This is a genomic window from Lentzea waywayandensis (genome assembly GCF_900115955.1).
GTDB classification, from domain to species: Bacteria; Actinomycetota; Actinomycetes; order Mycobacteriales; family Pseudonocardiaceae; genus Lentzea; species Lentzea waywayandensis.
The window spans coordinates 544,984-559,202 of sequence record NZ_FOYL01000001.1 but is presented as its reverse complement, the minus strand read 5'-3'; the positions used below and the strand labels follow the sequence as shown (position 1 = coordinate 559,202).

Here is a 14,219-nt window from a genome sequence, read left to right as displayed (position 1 = left end):
ACATGATGCCGCCACTACGGGCAGTTCTCGTCGGGGAGCGACTCCACTCCCGCCACCTTCGCGCGGCTCGCCAGCGCCGTGCAGTGCACCTGGAACACCGCCCACTTGGATGACGGCGGCTCGACGCCCTGCGGCATCACGATCACGTTCTGCACGGCGATCGCCTTGGCCGACGTGGTGGGCAGCTCGCTCACCAGGCCGAGCTTCTGCTCCTCGTCGGTGAGGCCGGCCAGCAGAAGGTTCATGGCCGTCGTGATGTCGACGGTGCCGGTGTAGTCGCGGTTCCGCCGCACCAGGCCGTCCCGCTCCGGCTTCACGAGGTAGATGGTCACCGAGTGCGACGAGACCGTCGGCGCCTCGGCCCCGGTGAGGACCGACGTCGGGCGGATGCCGCAGGCCGTGAGGGTCACCAGGGCAAGCGCAAGGTGAAGACCGCGCCACCCGAGGGCACGCTGGCCGCTTCGATGGTGCCGCCGTGCAGGCGTGCGTTCTCCCATGCGATCGCCAATCCCAGCCCGCTGCCCTCGGAACGGGAGCGGGCCGTGTCTGCCTTGTAGAAGCGGTCGAAGATGTGAGGAAGGGCCTCGGGAGAGATACCGGGGCCGTGGTCGGACACCTCGATCACACCGGGCCGCACGGCCACCCGCACCGGTACGCCACCGTGCTTGAGCGCGTTGCCCACGAGGTTGGCCACTATGACGTCCAGACGGCGGCGGTCCACCCGGCCCACCACGCCCTCGGGCAACGAGGCCTCGACGGACGTGGCCCAGCCGCGGGCGGCCAGGGTGTCGCGGACCGCCGTGCTGATGTCCCAGTCGTCCAGCTCCAGCAGGTTGCGGCCCTCGTCGAAGCGGGAGATCTCCATCAGGTCGTTGACCAGGCGGGTGAGCTTGCGCGTCTCGGCCGACACCAGCCTGGCCGCGACGGCCGTGTCGGGCGGCAACGTGTCGGCGTCCTCGTCCAGGACGGCGGTCACGGCGTTCATCGCGGTCAGCGGCGTGCGCAGCTCGTGGGACACGTCGGCGACGAAGCGCCGGGACGCGGCCTGCGAGGCTTCCAGCTGTTCGGCGGCGCGGTTGAACGTGCGGGCCAGGTCGGCGAACTCGTCGGAGCCGCGTTCGTCCACGCGGGTGTCCAGCCGGCCGGAGCCCAGCGCGCGGGCGGCGGTGCCGAGCCGGCGCACGGGACGCAGGACGCCGCGGGCGGTGAAGAGCGCGAGACCCAGGGCCAGGGGGAGGACCAGGCTGACGCCCACCCAGGCGGCGGTCGAGAAGCTGTCGATGGCGGTCTGCGGGCCCCTCAGGTACAGCAGCGCCCACACCTCGACGCCGGTCGGATTGCCGTCCGCGCGCAGCAGCGGGATGCCGATGACGACGTACGGGTCGGTCAGGTCGGTGCGGCGCTGCCAGAGGGTCGTCCTGCTCGTCTTGAGCATCTCGCGCATCTCGGCGGGGATGAACGCCGGATCGGGGCCGGTGGCGGAGCGCAGGCCCTCGTACAGCACCACTCCCGACCCGCGCAGGTACGTGCCGAACTCGTCCAGGTCCTGCTGCGCCGGCGGCACGGTCAGCCGGGGCGCGTAGTCGCGGACGTCCTTCACGAGCGGGTTCATGAAGTTGTCCTGAGCGTCCGCCAGCAGCAACGTGCGGGCGGTCGCGTAGGAGGCGCCCGCGGCTCCCACCGCGCCCAGCACCGTCAACAGCAGGAACGCGGCCATCAGTCTCGGGCGCAGGCCGCGGAACAGCGACCTCATCGCGGGCCGAAGCGGTAACCGAAGCCGCGCACGGTGTGGACGTAGCCGGGGTCGGAGGGCACGTCCTCGATCTTCGCGCGCAACCGCTGCACGCACGCGTCGACGAGCCGCGAGTCGCCGAGGTAGTCGTGCTCCCACACCGCTTCGAGGATCTGCTGGCGGGTCAGCACGCGGCCGGGCGTGCGGGAGAGTTCGAGCAGCAGCTTCAGCTCGGTCGGGGTCAGCGCGACCTTCACGTCGTTCTTCAGCACCTGAAGGCCTGCCCGATCGATCACCAGCGAGCCGTGGCGTTCGAGGCTGGACGGCTCGGCGACGGTCCGCCGCAGCACGGCGCGGATGCGGGCCTCCAGCACGCGGGGTTCGACGGGTTTGACCACGTAGTCGTCCGCGCCCGCCTCCAGGCCCGCGACCACGTCGAAGTCGTCGCCGCGCGCGGTGAGCATGATGATCGGCACCTCGGCGTGCGTGCGCATCCGGCGGCACGTCTCGAAGCCGTCGATGCCGGGCAGCATGATGTCGAGGACCACGATGTCGGGGCGGGACTCGCGCAGTCTCTCGACGCCTTCCTCGCCCGTTCCCGCGGCCCGGACGTCGTGTCCCTGCCGGCGCAACGCCAGTCCGAGTCCTTCACGCACCGAGGGGTCGTCCTCGACCAGCAAGACCATCGCCACGAGATCCATTATCGGCAGGAGACGGCACCAGCGCTGGTTCTGTAGCCGAACCATGACATGCCGTGCACGTTCCCATAGAGCGGCTCGCGGAATCTCGAAGTCATGGCCGGAAGCTTGCTGGGATTCCTCTACACGTACTTCGCGCTGGTGTGGACGTCGTTCGGGCAGAAGGCGGAGAACGCCGCGTTGCCCGAACTGTCACTGCAACGTTCGTGGGCGTCCAACGTGGACATGGCGATCCTCGTCGCCGCTGTCCTCGTGATTCTCTTCGCACGCACGAAGTCCCTGACACCGTTGCTGCTGCTCGGCGGTTCGGTACTTGGCGCACAGGTGCTGAAGCTCTACGTGCTGGTGCGGCCGCCGCTGGACGACGACGCCGTGCTGGTGCACAACAGCTTCCCGAGTGGACACACGACGGCCGCGGTGGCGTCGGTGATCGCGGTGACGATGGCCGTGCCCAGGCGGTTCGCGCTGTTCGTGGCGGTGCCGGGGGCGATCGGCGCGGGGGCGGTCGCGGCGGAGACGGTGTCACTCGGCTGGCACCGGTTCAGCGACACGCTCGGTGCTGCTCTGCTGGTCTCGACGCTCGCGTTCCTGTTGCTGCGCAAGTGGACCGCGGGACTTCTCGTGCCGCCCGTGCTGGCCGTGGGCGGGGTCTGGCTGATGGTGAGCTACCCGCAGGCCACGCCGTCGACCTTGGCCGGCGTCGTGACCGCGGGTGTCGTGCTGCACTTCGGGTGGGTCGCGAGTGGTCTCGGCCATCGGGGCGACCGAGACCACTCACGACCCGGCTCACTCGTCGTGATCGGTGGCGATCAGTTCGGCGATGGCGTCCAGAGCGGCATCCGCTCCGTCCCCATCGGCGGTGAGCACCACCTCGTCACCATGCATAGCGCCCAGGGTCATGAGTCCCAGGACACTCGCCGCGTCAACGGCTTCGCCGCCGTCCTTGCTGATGGTGACCGTCACCGGTTGGTCGGCGGCGGCCTTCGCCAGCAGTGCGGCAGGCCGGGCGTGCAGTCCGACCTTGCTGGCCACGGTGACCCGTCGCTCGGCCATGATGGTTCCTCCCGGTAGAGCTGGTTGTGCTTACTGCTGTTCGTTCGTGGCGCGCTTCTCGCGCACCGCGGTCTCGCGCACGGCGGTGTCACCGCTGCTGCCGACGACGCTCTCGTCGGCCTCCGGCGACTCGTCATCTTCGCGGCCGGGCGTCTTCAGGTTCCACTTGGTGATGACGAAGCGGAACAGGAAGTAGTAGATCGCCGCGTAGACAAGACCGATCGGAATGATCAGCAACGGCCTCGTCGCGATGTTGAAGTTGAGCAGGTAGTCGATCACACCCGCCGAGAAGCCGAAACCGTCGTGCACACCCAGCGCGTTGGTGATCGCCAGCGACGTGCCGGTGAGGAACGCGTGGATGACGTACAGCGGCCACGCGACGAACATGAACGCGAACTCGAGCGGCTCGGTGACACCCGTGATGAACGAGGTGAGGGCCGCCGAGCCCATGATGCCGGCGATGATCTTCTTCTGCGACGGCCTGGCGGTGTGGATGATCGCCAGCGCGGCCGCGGGGAGCGCGAACATGAAGATCGGGAAGAAGCCGCTCATGAACGTGCCGGCGGTCGGGTCGCCCGCGAAGAACCTCGGGATGTCACCGGTCTTGGTGGCGCCGTCCACCTGGTACTCGCCGAAGACCTGCCACATGAACGTGTTCGGGATGTGGTGCAGACCCAGCGGGATGAGCAGGCGGTTGATGACGCCGTAGACACCGGCGCCGAGGATCGTGCTGCCCGAGACGGCCTCGCCGACCGCGGTCAGGCCCTTGTCGAACCACGGGTAGATGAGACCCATGAGGACCGCGACCGGGATCATGACAGCCGCGACGATGATCGGCACGAAGCGCCGGCCGCCGAAGAACGCCAGGTACGGCGGCAGCTTGATGCGGTGGTACTTCTGCCACAGAACGGCGGAGATCAGGCCGACCACGATGCCGGTCAGCACCGAGTAGTTGATCTGCTCCTGCTTGGTGGGATCCTCGGCGAGAGGAAGCACCATCGGAGACATGGCCTTGAACACGGCCTGGGTGACCACGAAGCCGACCACGGCGGAGAGTGCGGTCGAACCGTCACCACGGCGGGCGAAGCCGATGGCCACACCCACGGCGAACAGCAGCGGCAGGTTGCTGAACAGGGCGTCGCCCGCGCCGCCGATGACGGCGGCGACCTTGTTCCAGCCCAGGCCGTCCTTGCCGAGCAGGTCAGGCTGACCGAAACGCAGGAGAATCGCGGCGGCGGGCAGTGAGGCGATCGGCAGCATCAGGCTGCGGCCGAACCGCTGCATACCGGCCAGGCCCTTGAACCCGCGACCGCCTGTCGCCTCTGGGGCGCTGGCGCTCATGTGGTACCTCCCTTGGCGGAGTTCGGTCCGGAACCCGGGACGGTCCGGTCCAGTTGCATGGTCACCTGGTAGAGATCGCCCCGGTACCAGGAAGTCACGTCTTCACAGGGCTGCCCGTCGGAGCTGGCGACCCTTCTGAACACGAGGAGCGGGCTGCCCTTGCGGACGTCGAGCGCCTTCGCGGTCTCCGCGTCGGCGGTCTCGGCCCACACGGTCTGCCGCGCGTGGTCGAGCTGAATTCCGTACCGGGTCGCGATGATCTCGTAGATCGATCCGGTCAGGTCACATCGGTCGAGCTCGGGGAGCATGTGCGGGCTGTACCAGCCGGCTTCGAGCGCCAACGGTGCCCCGTCGGCCTTGCGCAGCCGCACGACGCGGTACGCGTACTCGTCGGCCTCCAGGCCCAGCGAGGCCTTCGAGCCCGGTGCCGCCTGGCCGCAGCTGATCACCTCGGTGCTGGGTTCGACCCCGCGCGCCTTCATGTCCGAGGTGAACGAGGCCAGGAAGAGCTGCAGGTCGTAGCGCCGCTTGGCGGTGAACGTCCCACGTCCCTTGGCCCGCGTGAGCAGGCCGTCGGCGACCAGCTGGCCGACTGCGGCCCGCACGGTGATGCGAGAGACTCCGTACCGCTCGGCGAGGTCGCGCTCCGACGGAATCGGTGAGCCTGGAGCGAGCTCCTGTTCGGCCAGCCGTCGCAGGATCTCGCGCAACTGCGCGTGCTTGGGCTTGGGCCCGTCCACGATCTCGTTCACCAACTCACCTCCCTCGTCGCTAGTGGTACTTTCCGGTCTAGACCAGTTGGTGCGGGAGAATGCTCCGCGCACCGAGCGGGTGTCAACCGCTGTTACGGGAACGAGAGGTACGAACGTGGCTGACGAGAAGGCTCAGAAGATCCTCGCCGCGCTGGGCGGACGGGACAACATCGTCGAGATCGAGCCCTGCATCACCCGTCTGAGGTGCGAGCTCGAGGATGGTTCCGTCGTGGACGAGAAGGCCCTGAAGGCGTTGGGAGCACACGGAGTCATGCGCTCCGGCAACGTCGTCCAGGTCGTCGTCGGACCCGAGGCGGACACCATCGCGTCGGACATCGAGGACCTCCTGTGAGCCTCCGCGTCGGCAGCCCCGTAGCGGGCAGGGTGGTCGCGCTTTCCGCGGTTCCGGACCAGGTCTTCGCCGAGGCGATGGTCGGTCCCGGCGTGGCCGTCGAGCCGGTTCGGGCCAAGGCCGATGTGGTGTCGCCGCTCGACGGGACCGTCGTCACGCTGCACCCCCACGCGTTCGTGGTCGCCAACGGTGACGGTGCGGCCATCCTGGTCCACCTCGGCATCGACACCGTCAAGCGCAAGGGCGAGGGCTTCGAGCTGCACGTCGTCAAGGGCGAGCAGGTCCAGGCCGGTCAGCGGATCGTGACGTGGGACCCGGCCGAGGTCGAGGCGGCCGGGTTCGCGCCGATCTGCCCGGTGATCGCGCTGGACGCGTCCGCCGAGGCGCTGGCCGACCTCGCGCTGGACGTCGACGTGGCGGCGAACGACGCCCTGTTCGACTGGTCTCGCTGAACCCGTTGTTCGGGCGTTCTCCCAGCCCTGTCTGAGGCACCGTGAAGCCTGTGCGTGAACGGACCGTTCACGACGGGCCGGAATTTGTGCCAGGTCGTGCCGAGCAGGACCGTGGTCCCATGACCACGGTCCTGCTCGCGTCCGCGCTGGGTTCCCTGTGGACGGTCGCCGCCGTCCTGGACGCACCACCCTCGTCGTTCCTGCTGGCCTGGTTCGGCATCGTGCTCGCGATGATCGATCTGCGGCACCACCGGTTGCCGGACGCGCTGACCCTCCCGTTGGGTGCCGCGCTGTTGCTCCTGCGGTTCCACGGACTGGGAGCGGCGGTGCTGTCGGCACTCGTCTTCGGTGGCGCGCATCTCGCCGTCCGGCGCTTCCGGCCCGCGTTCATGGGCGGAGGGGACGTGAAGCTCGCTTTCGGCCTCGGCGCGGCGCTCCCGCTGCCGTCCCTCTTACCTGCGGCGATCCTGTCCAGCGCGGTCACTCTCGTCGTCGCCGCGCTCCGCCGCAGCCGTGCCGTGCCGCACGGACCGGGGCTGCTGGCCGCCACCTGGGCGTTGACGACGCTGTGAAAGGATTGTGAACGTGCTGCGCTGGATCACCGCTGGAGAGTCACACGGCCCCGCCCTCGTCGCCGTCCTGGAGGGCATGCCCGCCGGAGTGGAGGTGACCACCGAGGACCTCGTCGCCCAGCTCGGGCGCCGCAGGCTCGGCTTCGGTCGCTCGCCCCGCATGGGCTTCGAGCAGGACGAGGTCGAGATCCTCGGCGGCGTGCGCCACGGCAAGACCCAGGGCGGTCCGGTCGCGGTCACGATCGGCAACTCCGAGTGGCCCAAGTGGCAGACGGTCATGTCGCCGGACCCGGTCGACCCGAGCCTGCTCAAGACGACGGGCCGCAACGAGGCCCTCACCCGCCCGCGCCCCGGTCACGCCGACCTGCCGGGCATGCAGAAGTTCGGCTTCGACGAGGCCCGCCCGGTGCTGGAGCGCGCCTCCGCCCGCGAGACGGCCGCCCGCACCGCGCTGGGCACGGTCGCACGGCAGTTCCTGCAGCAGTTGCTCGGCGTCCAGGTCCTGAGCCACGTGGTGTCCATCGGCAAGGCCGTGACGCCCGAGGACTCGGCGCTGCCCACGCCGGACGACCTGCCCGCGATCGACGAGTCGCCGGTGCGCTGCTTCGACTCCCGCGGCACCGCCGCGATGGTCGCCGAGGTGGAGGCCGTGCAGAAGGCCGCCGACACCGTCGGTGGCGTGATCGAGGTGCTGGTGTACGGGTTGCCGCCGGGCCTCGGCTCGCACGTGCACTGGGACCGCCGCCTCGACGCCCGCCTGGCCGCCGCCCTGATGGGCGTGCAGGCGATGAAGGGCGTGGAGATCGGCGACGGCTTCACCTCCGCCCAGCGCTGGGGTTCGCAGGCCCACGACGAGATCGACCGCGGCAGCGGCCCGGTCGGCGTGACGCGCCGCTCGAACCGCGCCGGTGGCCTCGAGGGCGGCATCACCAACGGCGAGATCCTGCGCGTCCGCGTGGCGATGAAGCCCATCTCGACCGTCCCGCGCGCACTGGCCACGGTGGACGTGCGCACCGGCGAGGCCGCCACCGCGATCCACCAGCGTTCGGACGTCTGCGCCGTGCCGCGTGCCGGTGTCGTGCTGGAGTCCGTGGTGGCGCTGGTGCTGGCCGAGGCCGCGCTGGAGAAGTTCGGCGGCGACTCGCTTCCCGAGACGCGCCGCAACGCCCACGCGTACCTCAAGGCCCTGGAAGCCCGCTGGGAGGGCATGTGAGCCCGCGCTACGTCGTGGTCGGCCCGCCGGGCGCGGGCAAGACCACGGTCAGCGAGTTGCTGGCGGCACGCCTCGGCCTGCCGTTCCGCGACGTCGACGCGGACATCGTCGCGCTGGCCGGCAAGCCCGTCTCGGACATCTTCACCGACGACGGCGAGCCCGCTTTCCGTGCCATGGAAGAGGAAGCGGTCGCCAAGGCACTCGTCGAGCACGAGGGTGTGCTGGCGCTGGGCGGGGGAGCCGTGCTGTCCGCGGCGACCCGCGAGCGCCTGCACGAGCACACCGTCGTGTTCCTGAACGTGGGCATGGCCGAAGGCGTGCGCCGCACCGGGCTGTCGTCCTCGCGGCCGCTGCTGTCCGGCATCAACCCGCGCGCCACGTTCAAGGCGCTGCTGGACGCGCGCCTGCCGCTGTACCGCGAGGTCGCGACGATCGAGGTCCTGACGGATTCGCTGGACCCGGAACAGGTCACCGACGCGGTGATCGAGGGAGAGCAAGCATGACCGAGCCCGTGCGCATCCGGGTCGCCGCGGAGAAGGCCTACGACGTGGTGATCGGCCGCGGCCTGCTCGGCGACATCGTCGAGTTCCTGAGCGGCACGGCCAAGATCGCGATCGTGCACCAGCCGACACTGGCCGAGACGGCCAAGGTGCTGGTCGACGAGCTCAAGGCCGTGGGCGCCGACGCGCACCGCGTCGAGGTCCCCGACGCCGAGGACGGCAAGGACCTGGCCGTCGCCGGATTCTGCTGGGACGTGCTGGGCAGGATCGGCCTGTCGCGCTCCGACGTCGTCGTCGGCCTGGGCGGCGGCGCGGTCACGGACCTGGCGGGCTTCGTCGCGTCCACGTGGATGCGCGGCGTGCGGCTGGTCAACATCCCGACGACGCTGCTCGGCATGGTCGACGCGGCGGTCGGCGGCAAGACCGGCATCAACACCGACGCGGGCAAGAACCTCGTCGGCACGTTCTACGAGCCGGACGCCATCTTCGTCGACCTCGCGACGCTGGAGACGCTGCCGCGCAACGAACTGATCGCCGGCATGGCCGAGATCGTGAAGGGCGGCTTCATCGCCGACCCGGTCATCCTCGACCTGATCGAGGCCGACCCCGCGCTCGCCCTCGACCCGACCGGCGAGGTGCTGGCCGAACTGGTCCGCCGCAAGATCCAGATCAAGGCGGACGTCGTCACGACGGACCTGCGCGAGTCGAACCTGCGCGAGATCCTGAACTACGGCCACACCCTCGGCCACGCGATCGAACGCCGCGAGCGCTACCGCTGGCGGCACGGCGCCGCCATCAGCGTGGGCCTGGTCTTCGCCGCCGAACTGGCCCGCCTCGCGGGTCGCCTCGACGACGAGACGGCCGACCGCCACAAGCGCGTCCTGGAACTGCTCGGCCTGCCGACGTCCTACGACCCGGACGCCCTCCCGCAGCTCATGGACGGCATGAAGGTCGACAAGAAGAACAAGGCGGGCGTGCTCCGCTTCGTCGTCCTCGACGGTCTCGCCAAGCCCGGCCGCCTCGAAGGCCCGGACCCGGCCCTGATCGCCGCCGCCTACTCGGCCGTCGCCGCCGAGCCGACCACCGGCTCCGGAAAGGTGCTGCTGTGAGGGTCCTCGTCCTCAACGGTCCGAACCTCGACCGCCTCGGCACGCGCGAGCCGGACGTCTACGGCCGCACGACGTACGCGGACCTGGTCCAGATGTGCGTGGCCGAAGGCAAGGAGCTCAACTTCGAGGTCGAGGTCCGCCAGACCGCCCACGAGGGCGAGATGGTCGCGTGGCTGCACGAGGCCGCCGACGCCGCGATCCCCGTGGTCCTCAACGGCGCCGCCTGGACGCACTACTCGATCGCGGTCCGCGACGCCTGCTCGCAGCTCACCGCGCCGCTGGTCGAGGTGCACATCTCGAACATCCACCAGCGCGAGGAGTTCCGGCACCACAGCGTCATCTCGGCCATCGCGAGCGGCGTGATCGTGGGCCTGGGCGTCGAGGGCTACCTGCTGGCACTGCGCTGGCTGGCGCTCAAGAGGTAGCTCCAGCCCAGCAAGGCCAAGGCTGCGAGCGCGGTCGCGCCGAGCACCACCGGTTCGACGGTGCTCGCGCCGAGTCGCGGGCGTGCCGCGATCGCCGACTGTCGCGGGTTCGTCGTGAACAAGAGGTCCCCGTTCACGTTGTGCACCTGCACGACCGCGCCTTCCTTCCGGACGTCGCCCGAGATGGTGTTGCACGTGCGGGAGTTGTCGTTCATGGCCGCCCTCGGTCTGGGATTCGCGGTGGGATGTCCAGAACGCCAGTGGCGATTTTGGCCATCACCACACCCAGTTGATCGTCAATCAATGACCAACAAGCGGACATTCCGCGTTCGGGTGTTTGTCGGTAGTGGCGCATCCAGAGGTTTGCCTCCTCGTGGACGCCTCACTTGGCTCCGACCCCGTGCTCGCGACCGCCGTGACCAGACGATCTTCATCAGCCGATCACAGGAAGCCGGGGGAAGCGGAGTGCTGCATCACGTCGAACTGTGGGTACCTGACCTCGCGCGTGCCGATGCCACGTTCGGGTGGATTTTCACCGAGCTCGGCTGGACCGAGCACCAGCGCTGGAACGCGGGCGTCAGCTGGAAGCTCGGCGAGACCTACGTCGTGGTCGAGCAGTCTCCGGCCATGACCGGGCCGCACGACCGGATGAAGGCGGGCCTGAACCACCTCGCCCTGCACGCCGGAACCCGCGCGGACGTCGACCGGCTGACGCGGGAATCCGAGGCGCACGGCTGGAAACTCATGTTCGCGGACAAACACCCGCACGCGGGAGGTCCAGATCACTACGCGGCGTTCCTGGAGAACGCGGACGGCTTCGAAATCGAGCTCGTGGCCGTCTGAACGTGTAAAGATGCTGATCGTGCCGAGACTGTGGATCGCCGCGTTCGCCCTGCTCCTCGCCGGGTGCGCCGCCGCGCCGGAGCCCACGCCCGTCAGCAGCGAGACGACCACGGCCGCGGGCGAGCAGCTGTCCGATCAGGACCTGCAGGCGAAGTGGTGGACGTGGGCGGCGTCGAGTCCGGAGAACCGCAACCCCGTGGTCGACGACACGGGGCAGTGGTGCGCGGAGAACCAGCCGAAGGACGTGTGGTTCTTCGCCGGCACGTTCGGCGGCGCCGTGAACCGCAGGTGCCAGGTGCCCGCCGGTCGCCCGCTCGCCGGTCCCGCGGTCAACCTCGCCTCCACGGACGCGAACTGCACCGCGTTCATGGCGAACGCCAAGGGCTCGGTGACCCTCGACGGGCAGCTGATGGAACTGCGCCGGATCGCGCCGGTCGCGATCACCTACCAGGCCGCGCGCGACAACGTGGTGGGGCAGCGCGAGGGACGCGTGCCGGCGCAGGGGTGCGGACTGTGGGCGTGGATCCCGCCGTTGAAGCCGGGGGAGCACGAGCTGCTGGTCAAGGGCCAGTCGGGCACCTTCACCACCACGGCGCGCTACCTGCTCATCGTCAGCTCCTCGGACTAGCCGAGTCCTTGCCGACCAGGAACCCGCCCAGCAGCATCCCCAGCCCGGCGGGCGCGAGCACGAGCAACGCCGTGAACGCCGCTCCGCCCGTCAGCGCCACCCACAGCGCCTCCTGCCCGGTCTGGTCGACCAGCAACGCCGACCCGATCACCCCCAGCGCACCCGCGAACGGGCCCGCGATCAGCGACGCGATGAACCACTGCATGCCGCGGCCGTCCAGTTCGCGCGCCGTGTCGACGGCGCCCCAGATGACGGCGGCGGCGATCAGCAGCCCGATCGCGATCGGGCGGATCGAGGAGGCCTCGGGGCTGCGCACGCCTACGGCCGCCACGCCGGTCTGCACGGCTCCATGAAGGAGCCCCATCCACAACGCACGGACGAACCAAGGACGCATGCGGACAGCTTAGGACTGGCCGTACGCTGCGAGACATGTCGTCGTACGCCGCACGCCGAACCGCCCTGCGTCAGGAGCTCCAGGCCACCAACCTGGACGCGCTGCTCGTCACGAACCTGTTGAACGTCCGGTACCTCACCGGGTTCACCGGATCGAACGCCGCCGTCCTGATCGACGCGGCCGGCGACGACACCACGGTGTTCTGCACCGACGGCCGCTATCTCACCCAGTCGGCGAAGCAGGTGCCGGACCTGGAGCGGCTGATCGACCGGCCGTGCGACACCGCCCTGGCCCAGCGTGCGAAGGGCAGGCTCGGGTTCGAGAGCCAGCAGGTGACGGTCGACGGCCTGGACGAGCTGACCGCCGCCGCGGGCAAGGCGGAGCTGGTGAAGGCCGGCGGCCTGGTCGAGAAGCTGCGGCTGGTCAAGGACGAGGTCGAGATCGAGGCGCTGCGGATGGCGTGCGCGGCGGCGGACCGCGCGCTCGGGGCGTTGATCGGCCACGGCGGGCTGCGTGCGGGCCGCACCGAACGCGAGGTCGCGCGCGAGCTGGAGAGCCGCATGCTCGACCACGGCGCGGAGGGCCCGTCGTTCTCCTCGATCGTGGCGTTCGGCGCGAACTCGGCCGTGCCGCACCACTCGCCGACGGACGCGACCCTGCACGTGGGCGACCTCATCAAGCTCGACTTCGGCGCGCTGGTCGACGGCTACCACTCCGACATGACCCGCACGCTCGTCCTCGGCAAGCCCGCGGACTGGCAGCGCGACCTGTACGACCTGGTCGCGCGGTCGCAGGCGGCGGGCCGCAACGCGCTGACGCCGGGTGCGCGGGTGAGCGACGTCGACCACGCGTCACGCGAGGTGATCGAGAAGGCCGGGCACGGGAACGAGTTCCTGCACGGCCTCGGCCACGGGGTCGGGCTGGAGATCCACGAGGCACCGGCGTTGTCGAAGGTGGGTGCCGGTACACTTTCGGCCGGTATGGCGGTCACCGTCGAGCCCGGCGTCTACTTGTCGGGGCGGGGCGGGGTCCGCATCGAGGACACCCTCGTGGTCCGCGAGAGCGGGCCTGAGCTCCTCACCCTGACCACGAAAGAACTCGTGGTCGTCTGACACCCCCGTCCTACACAGGAGAAATCCCACCGTGGCCACCACGAACGACCTGAAGAACGGCCTGGTGCTGAACCTCGACGGCCAGCTCTGGACCGTCACCGCGTTCCAGCACGTCAAGCCCGGCAAGGGTGGCGCCTTCGTGCGCACGACCCTCAAGCACGTGCTGACCGGGAAGGTCGTCGACAAGACCTTCAACGCGGGCACCAAGGTCGAGACCGCCACCGTGGACAAGCGCGGCATGACCTTCCTGTACAAGGAAGGCACCGACTTCATCTTCATGGACGGCGACACCTACGACCAGATCCCGGTCTCGGCCGAGACGGTCAGCGACGCCGCGAACTACCTGCTGGAGAACCAGGAAGCGATGGTCGCCACGCACGAGGGCGTCCCGCTGTTCGTCGAGCTCCCGACCTCGGTCGAGCTCGTCATCGAGCACACCGACCCGGGCCTGCAGGGCGACCGCTCCACCGGCGGCACCAAGCCCGCCCGCCTGGAGACCGGCGCCGAGATCCAGGTCCCGCTGTTCGTCACGACCGGCGAGAAGATCAAGGTCGACACCCGCGACGGCCGCTACCTCGGCCGCATCAGCGACAAGTCCTGATGGGTGCTCGGAGCAAGGCCCGCAAGCGCGCGGTCGACTTCCTCTACGAAGCCGACCTGCTGGGCAGCGACGCGGTGACGTTGCTGGCCTCGCGCGTCGGGTCTCCTGACGTGCCGCCGGTGAACGACTACACGGTGACGCTCGTCGAGGGCGTCACCGCACACCGGTCGCGCATCGACGATCTCATCTCGGAGCACGCCGAGGGCTGGACCCTGCAGCGCATGCCGGCGGTCGACCGCGCGATCCTGCGCCTCGGCCTGTACGAGCTGCTGTGGGCGGCCGACGTGCCGGACGCGGTCGCCATCGACGAGGCCGTGGAGCTCGCCAAGGGCCTGTCCACGGACGACTCGCCGCGGTTCGTCAACGGCGTGCTCGGCCGGATCGCGGTCATCGCGGACCAGCTGCGCGCTGTCCTGTAGTTCCCTTTCCGCGGGCGTCTCAT

Annotated in this window: 20 protein-coding genes and 1 pseudogene; 13 read left to right on the top strand and 8 right to left on the bottom strand. The window is 69.8% G+C overall.

Annotated elements, in window-relative coordinates; all coding sequences use genetic code 11:
• Nucleotides 1–14 precede the first annotated feature (14 nt).
• Genes BM417_RS02600 through BM417_RS02590 form a run of 3 tightly spaced genes read right to left on the bottom strand, consistent with a single transcriptional unit; the run spans nucleotide 15 to nucleotide 2,424 of the window.
• On the bottom strand, nucleotides 15–410 hold the full coding sequence (locus BM417_RS02600) for a hypothetical protein (RefSeq protein WP_093588090.1): 396 nt from the start codon (nucleotides 408–410) through the stop codon (nucleotides 15–17).
• Nucleotides 407–1,753 carry a sensor histidine kinase gene (locus tag BM417_RS02595; RefSeq protein ID WP_093588089.1) on the bottom strand — a complete coding sequence of 449 codons (1,347 nt, stop codon included), beginning with the start codon at nucleotides 1,751–1,753 and terminating at the stop codon, nucleotides 407–409. The genes BM417_RS02600 and BM417_RS02595 overlap by 4 nt, the downstream gene beginning before the upstream one ends.
• Nucleotides 1,750–2,424: a response regulator transcription factor gene (locus tag BM417_RS02590; protein ID WP_093588088.1), complete on the bottom strand. Its 675-nt coding sequence runs from the start codon at nucleotides 2,422–2,424 to the stop codon at nucleotides 1,750–1,752. Before BM417_RS02590 ends, BM417_RS02595 begins: the two co-directional genes overlap by 4 nt.
• 102 nt (nucleotides 2,425–2,526) lie before the next feature.
• Between BM417_RS02590 and BM417_RS48960 the strand changes: the two are divergent.
• Nucleotides 2,527–3,018 (top strand): annotated as a pseudogene (locus BM417_RS48960) (phosphatase PAP2 family protein); the annotation flags it as partial.
• Nucleotides 3,019–3,216: 198 nt separating this feature from the next.
• On the opposite strand, the gene BM417_RS47515 reads toward BM417_RS48960, so the two are convergent.
• The 3 genes from BM417_RS47515 to BM417_RS02575 are packed head-to-tail and all read right to left on the bottom strand — an operon-like array spanning nucleotide 3,217 to nucleotide 5,576.
• The gene (locus BM417_RS47515) at nucleotides 3,217–3,483 is read right to left on the bottom strand and encodes an HPr family phosphocarrier protein (RefSeq protein ID WP_177320291.1); all 267 of its coding nucleotides are present in this window, start codon (nucleotides 3,481–3,483) and stop codon (nucleotides 3,217–3,219) included.
• Nucleotides 3,484–3,513: 30 nt separating this feature from the next.
• Nucleotides 3,514–4,824, bottom strand: a complete 1,311-nt coding sequence (locus BM417_RS02580; protein WP_093588086.1) for a PTS transporter subunit EIIC — start codon at nucleotides 4,822–4,824, stop codon at nucleotides 3,514–3,516.
• The gene (locus BM417_RS02575; RefSeq protein ID WP_245821631.1) at nucleotides 4,821–5,576 is read right to left on the bottom strand and encodes a GntR family transcriptional regulator; all 756 of its coding nucleotides are present in this window, start codon (nucleotides 5,574–5,576) and stop codon (nucleotides 4,821–4,823) included. The genes BM417_RS02580 and BM417_RS02575 overlap by 4 nt, the downstream gene beginning before the upstream one ends.
• Before the next feature lie 115 nt (nucleotides 5,577–5,691).
• Between BM417_RS02575 and BM417_RS02570 the strand changes: the two genes are divergently transcribed.
• The 7 genes from BM417_RS02570 to aroQ all read left to right on the top strand — a co-directional run bounded on the left by BM417_RS02570 (nucleotide 5,692) and on the right by aroQ (nucleotide 10,199).
• Complete coding sequence (locus BM417_RS02570; protein ID WP_093588084.1) at nucleotides 5,692–5,928, top strand: glucose PTS transporter subunit EIIB; 237 nt, start codon at nucleotides 5,692–5,694, stop codon at nucleotides 5,926–5,928.
• Complete coding sequence (locus tag BM417_RS02565; protein ID WP_093588083.1) at nucleotides 5,925–6,380, top strand: PTS sugar transporter subunit IIA; 456 nt, start codon at nucleotides 5,925–5,927, stop codon at nucleotides 6,378–6,380. The genes BM417_RS02570 and BM417_RS02565 overlap by 4 nt, the downstream gene beginning before the upstream one ends.
• A gap of 119 nt (nucleotides 6,381–6,499) precedes the next feature.
• On the top strand, nucleotides 6,500–6,952 hold the full coding sequence (locus BM417_RS02560) for a prepilin peptidase (RefSeq protein ID WP_093588082.1): 453 nt from the start codon (nucleotides 6,500–6,502) through the stop codon (nucleotides 6,950–6,952).
• A 13-nt stretch (nucleotides 6,953–6,965) separates the two neighbouring features.
• Nucleotides 6,966–8,165 carry a chorismate synthase gene (gene aroC, locus BM417_RS02555; RefSeq protein WP_093588554.1) on the top strand — a complete coding sequence of 400 codons (1,200 nt, stop codon included), beginning with the start codon at nucleotides 6,966–6,968 and terminating at the stop codon, nucleotides 8,163–8,165.
• Nucleotides 8,162–8,668, top strand: a complete 507-nt coding sequence (locus BM417_RS02550; RefSeq protein WP_093588081.1) for a shikimate kinase — start codon at nucleotides 8,162–8,164, stop codon at nucleotides 8,666–8,668. Before aroC ends, BM417_RS02550 begins: the two co-directional genes overlap by 4 nt.
• Nucleotides 8,665–9,774, top strand: coding sequence for a 3-dehydroquinate synthase (aroB, locus tag BM417_RS02545; protein ID WP_093588080.1), 1,110 nt, complete (start codon nucleotides 8,665–8,667; stop codon nucleotides 9,772–9,774). Before BM417_RS02550 ends, aroB begins: the two co-directional genes overlap by 4 nt.
• Nucleotides 9,771–10,199, top strand: coding sequence for a type II 3-dehydroquinate dehydratase (gene aroQ / locus BM417_RS02540; protein ID WP_093588079.1), 429 nt, complete (start codon nucleotides 9,771–9,773; stop codon nucleotides 10,197–10,199). The genes aroB and aroQ overlap by 4 nt, the downstream gene beginning before the upstream one ends.
• On the opposite strand, the gene BM417_RS02535 is transcribed toward aroQ, so the two are convergent.
• On the bottom strand, nucleotides 10,160–10,414 hold the full coding sequence (locus tag BM417_RS02535) for a hypothetical protein (protein WP_093588078.1): 255 nt from the start codon (nucleotides 10,412–10,414) through the stop codon (nucleotides 10,160–10,162). The genes aroQ and BM417_RS02535 overlap by 40 nt on opposite strands.
• A gap of 250 nt (nucleotides 10,415–10,664) precedes the next feature.
• Between BM417_RS02535 and BM417_RS48955 the strand changes: the two genes are divergently transcribed.
• Both BM417_RS48955 and BM417_RS02525 read left to right on the top strand, forming a co-directional pair.
• Nucleotides 10,665–11,042: a VOC family protein gene (locus BM417_RS48955; protein ID WP_245821630.1), complete on the top strand. Its 378-nt coding sequence runs from the start codon at nucleotides 10,665–10,667 to the stop codon at nucleotides 11,040–11,042.
• 19 nt (nucleotides 11,043–11,061) lie between these two features.
• Complete coding sequence (locus BM417_RS02525; protein WP_218164297.1) at nucleotides 11,062–11,670, top strand: hypothetical protein; 609 nt, start codon at nucleotides 11,062–11,064, stop codon at nucleotides 11,668–11,670.
• Here the strand turns inward: BM417_RS02525 and BM417_RS02520 are convergent.
• Nucleotides 11,654–12,064: a B-4DMT family transporter gene (locus BM417_RS02520; protein WP_143138469.1), complete on the bottom strand. Its 411-nt coding sequence runs from the start codon at nucleotides 12,062–12,064 to the stop codon at nucleotides 11,654–11,656. The genes BM417_RS02525 and BM417_RS02520 overlap by 17 nt on opposite strands.
• A gap of 35 nt (nucleotides 12,065–12,099) precedes the next feature.
• Here BM417_RS02520 and BM417_RS02515 point away from each other — a divergent pair, with 35 nt between their 5' ends.
• The 3 genes from BM417_RS02515 to nusB are packed head-to-tail and all read left to right on the top strand — an operon-like array spanning nucleotide 12,100 to nucleotide 14,196.
• Nucleotides 12,100–13,176 (top strand): M24 family metallopeptidase, encoded by a 1,077-nt coding sequence (locus tag BM417_RS02515; protein ID WP_093588075.1) that lies wholly within the window; start codon nucleotides 12,100–12,102, stop codon nucleotides 13,174–13,176.
• A 31-nt stretch (nucleotides 13,177–13,207) separates the two neighbouring features.
• Nucleotides 13,208–13,777, top strand: coding sequence for an elongation factor P (gene efp / locus BM417_RS02510; protein ID WP_093588074.1), 570 nt, complete (start codon nucleotides 13,208–13,210; stop codon nucleotides 13,775–13,777).
• The gene (gene nusB, locus BM417_RS02505) at nucleotides 13,777–14,196 is read left to right on the top strand and encodes a transcription antitermination factor NusB (protein WP_090005962.1); all 420 of its coding nucleotides are present in this window, start codon (nucleotides 13,777–13,779) and stop codon (nucleotides 14,194–14,196) included. The genes efp and nusB overlap by 1 nt, the downstream gene beginning before the upstream one ends.
• Nucleotides 14,197–14,219: the final 23 nt, after the last annotated feature.

Excerpts from the sequence above, each read along its gene's own strand:
- BM417_RS02515 (WP_093588075.1), top strand. The coding sequence starts at position 12,100 with ATGTCGTCGTACGCCGCACGCCGAACCGCCCTGCGTCAGGAGCTCCAG.
- BM417_RS02560 (WP_093588082.1), top strand. The coding sequence starts at position 6,500 with ATGACCACGGTCCTGCTCGCGTCCGCGCTGGGTTCCCTGTGGACGGTC.
- nusB (WP_090005962.1), top strand. The coding sequence starts at position 13,777 with ATGGGTGCTCGGAGCAAGGCCCGCAAGCGCGCGGTCGACTTCCTCTAC.
- BM417_RS02595 (WP_093588089.1), bottom strand. The coding sequence starts at position 1,753 with ATGAGGTCGCTGTTCCGCGGCCTGCGCCCGAGACTGATGGCCGCGTTC.
- BM417_RS02580 (WP_093588086.1), bottom strand. The coding sequence starts at position 4,824 with ATGAGCGCCAGCGCCCCAGAGGCGACAGGCGGTCGCGGGTTCAAGGGC.
- BM417_RS47515 (WP_177320291.1), bottom strand. The coding sequence starts at position 3,483 with ATGGCCGAGCGACGGGTCACCGTGGCCAGCAAGGTCGGACTGCACGCC.
- BM417_RS02520 (WP_143138469.1), bottom strand. The coding sequence starts at position 12,064 with ATGCGTCCTTGGTTCGTCCGTGCGTTGTGGATGGGGCTCCTTCATGGA.
- BM417_RS02535 (WP_093588078.1), bottom strand. The coding sequence starts at position 10,414 with ATGAACGACAACTCCCGCACGTGCAACACCATCTCGGGCGACGTCCGG.
- aroB (WP_093588080.1), top strand. The coding sequence starts at position 8,665 with ATGACCGAGCCCGTGCGCATCCGGGTCGCCGCGGAGAAGGCCTACGAC.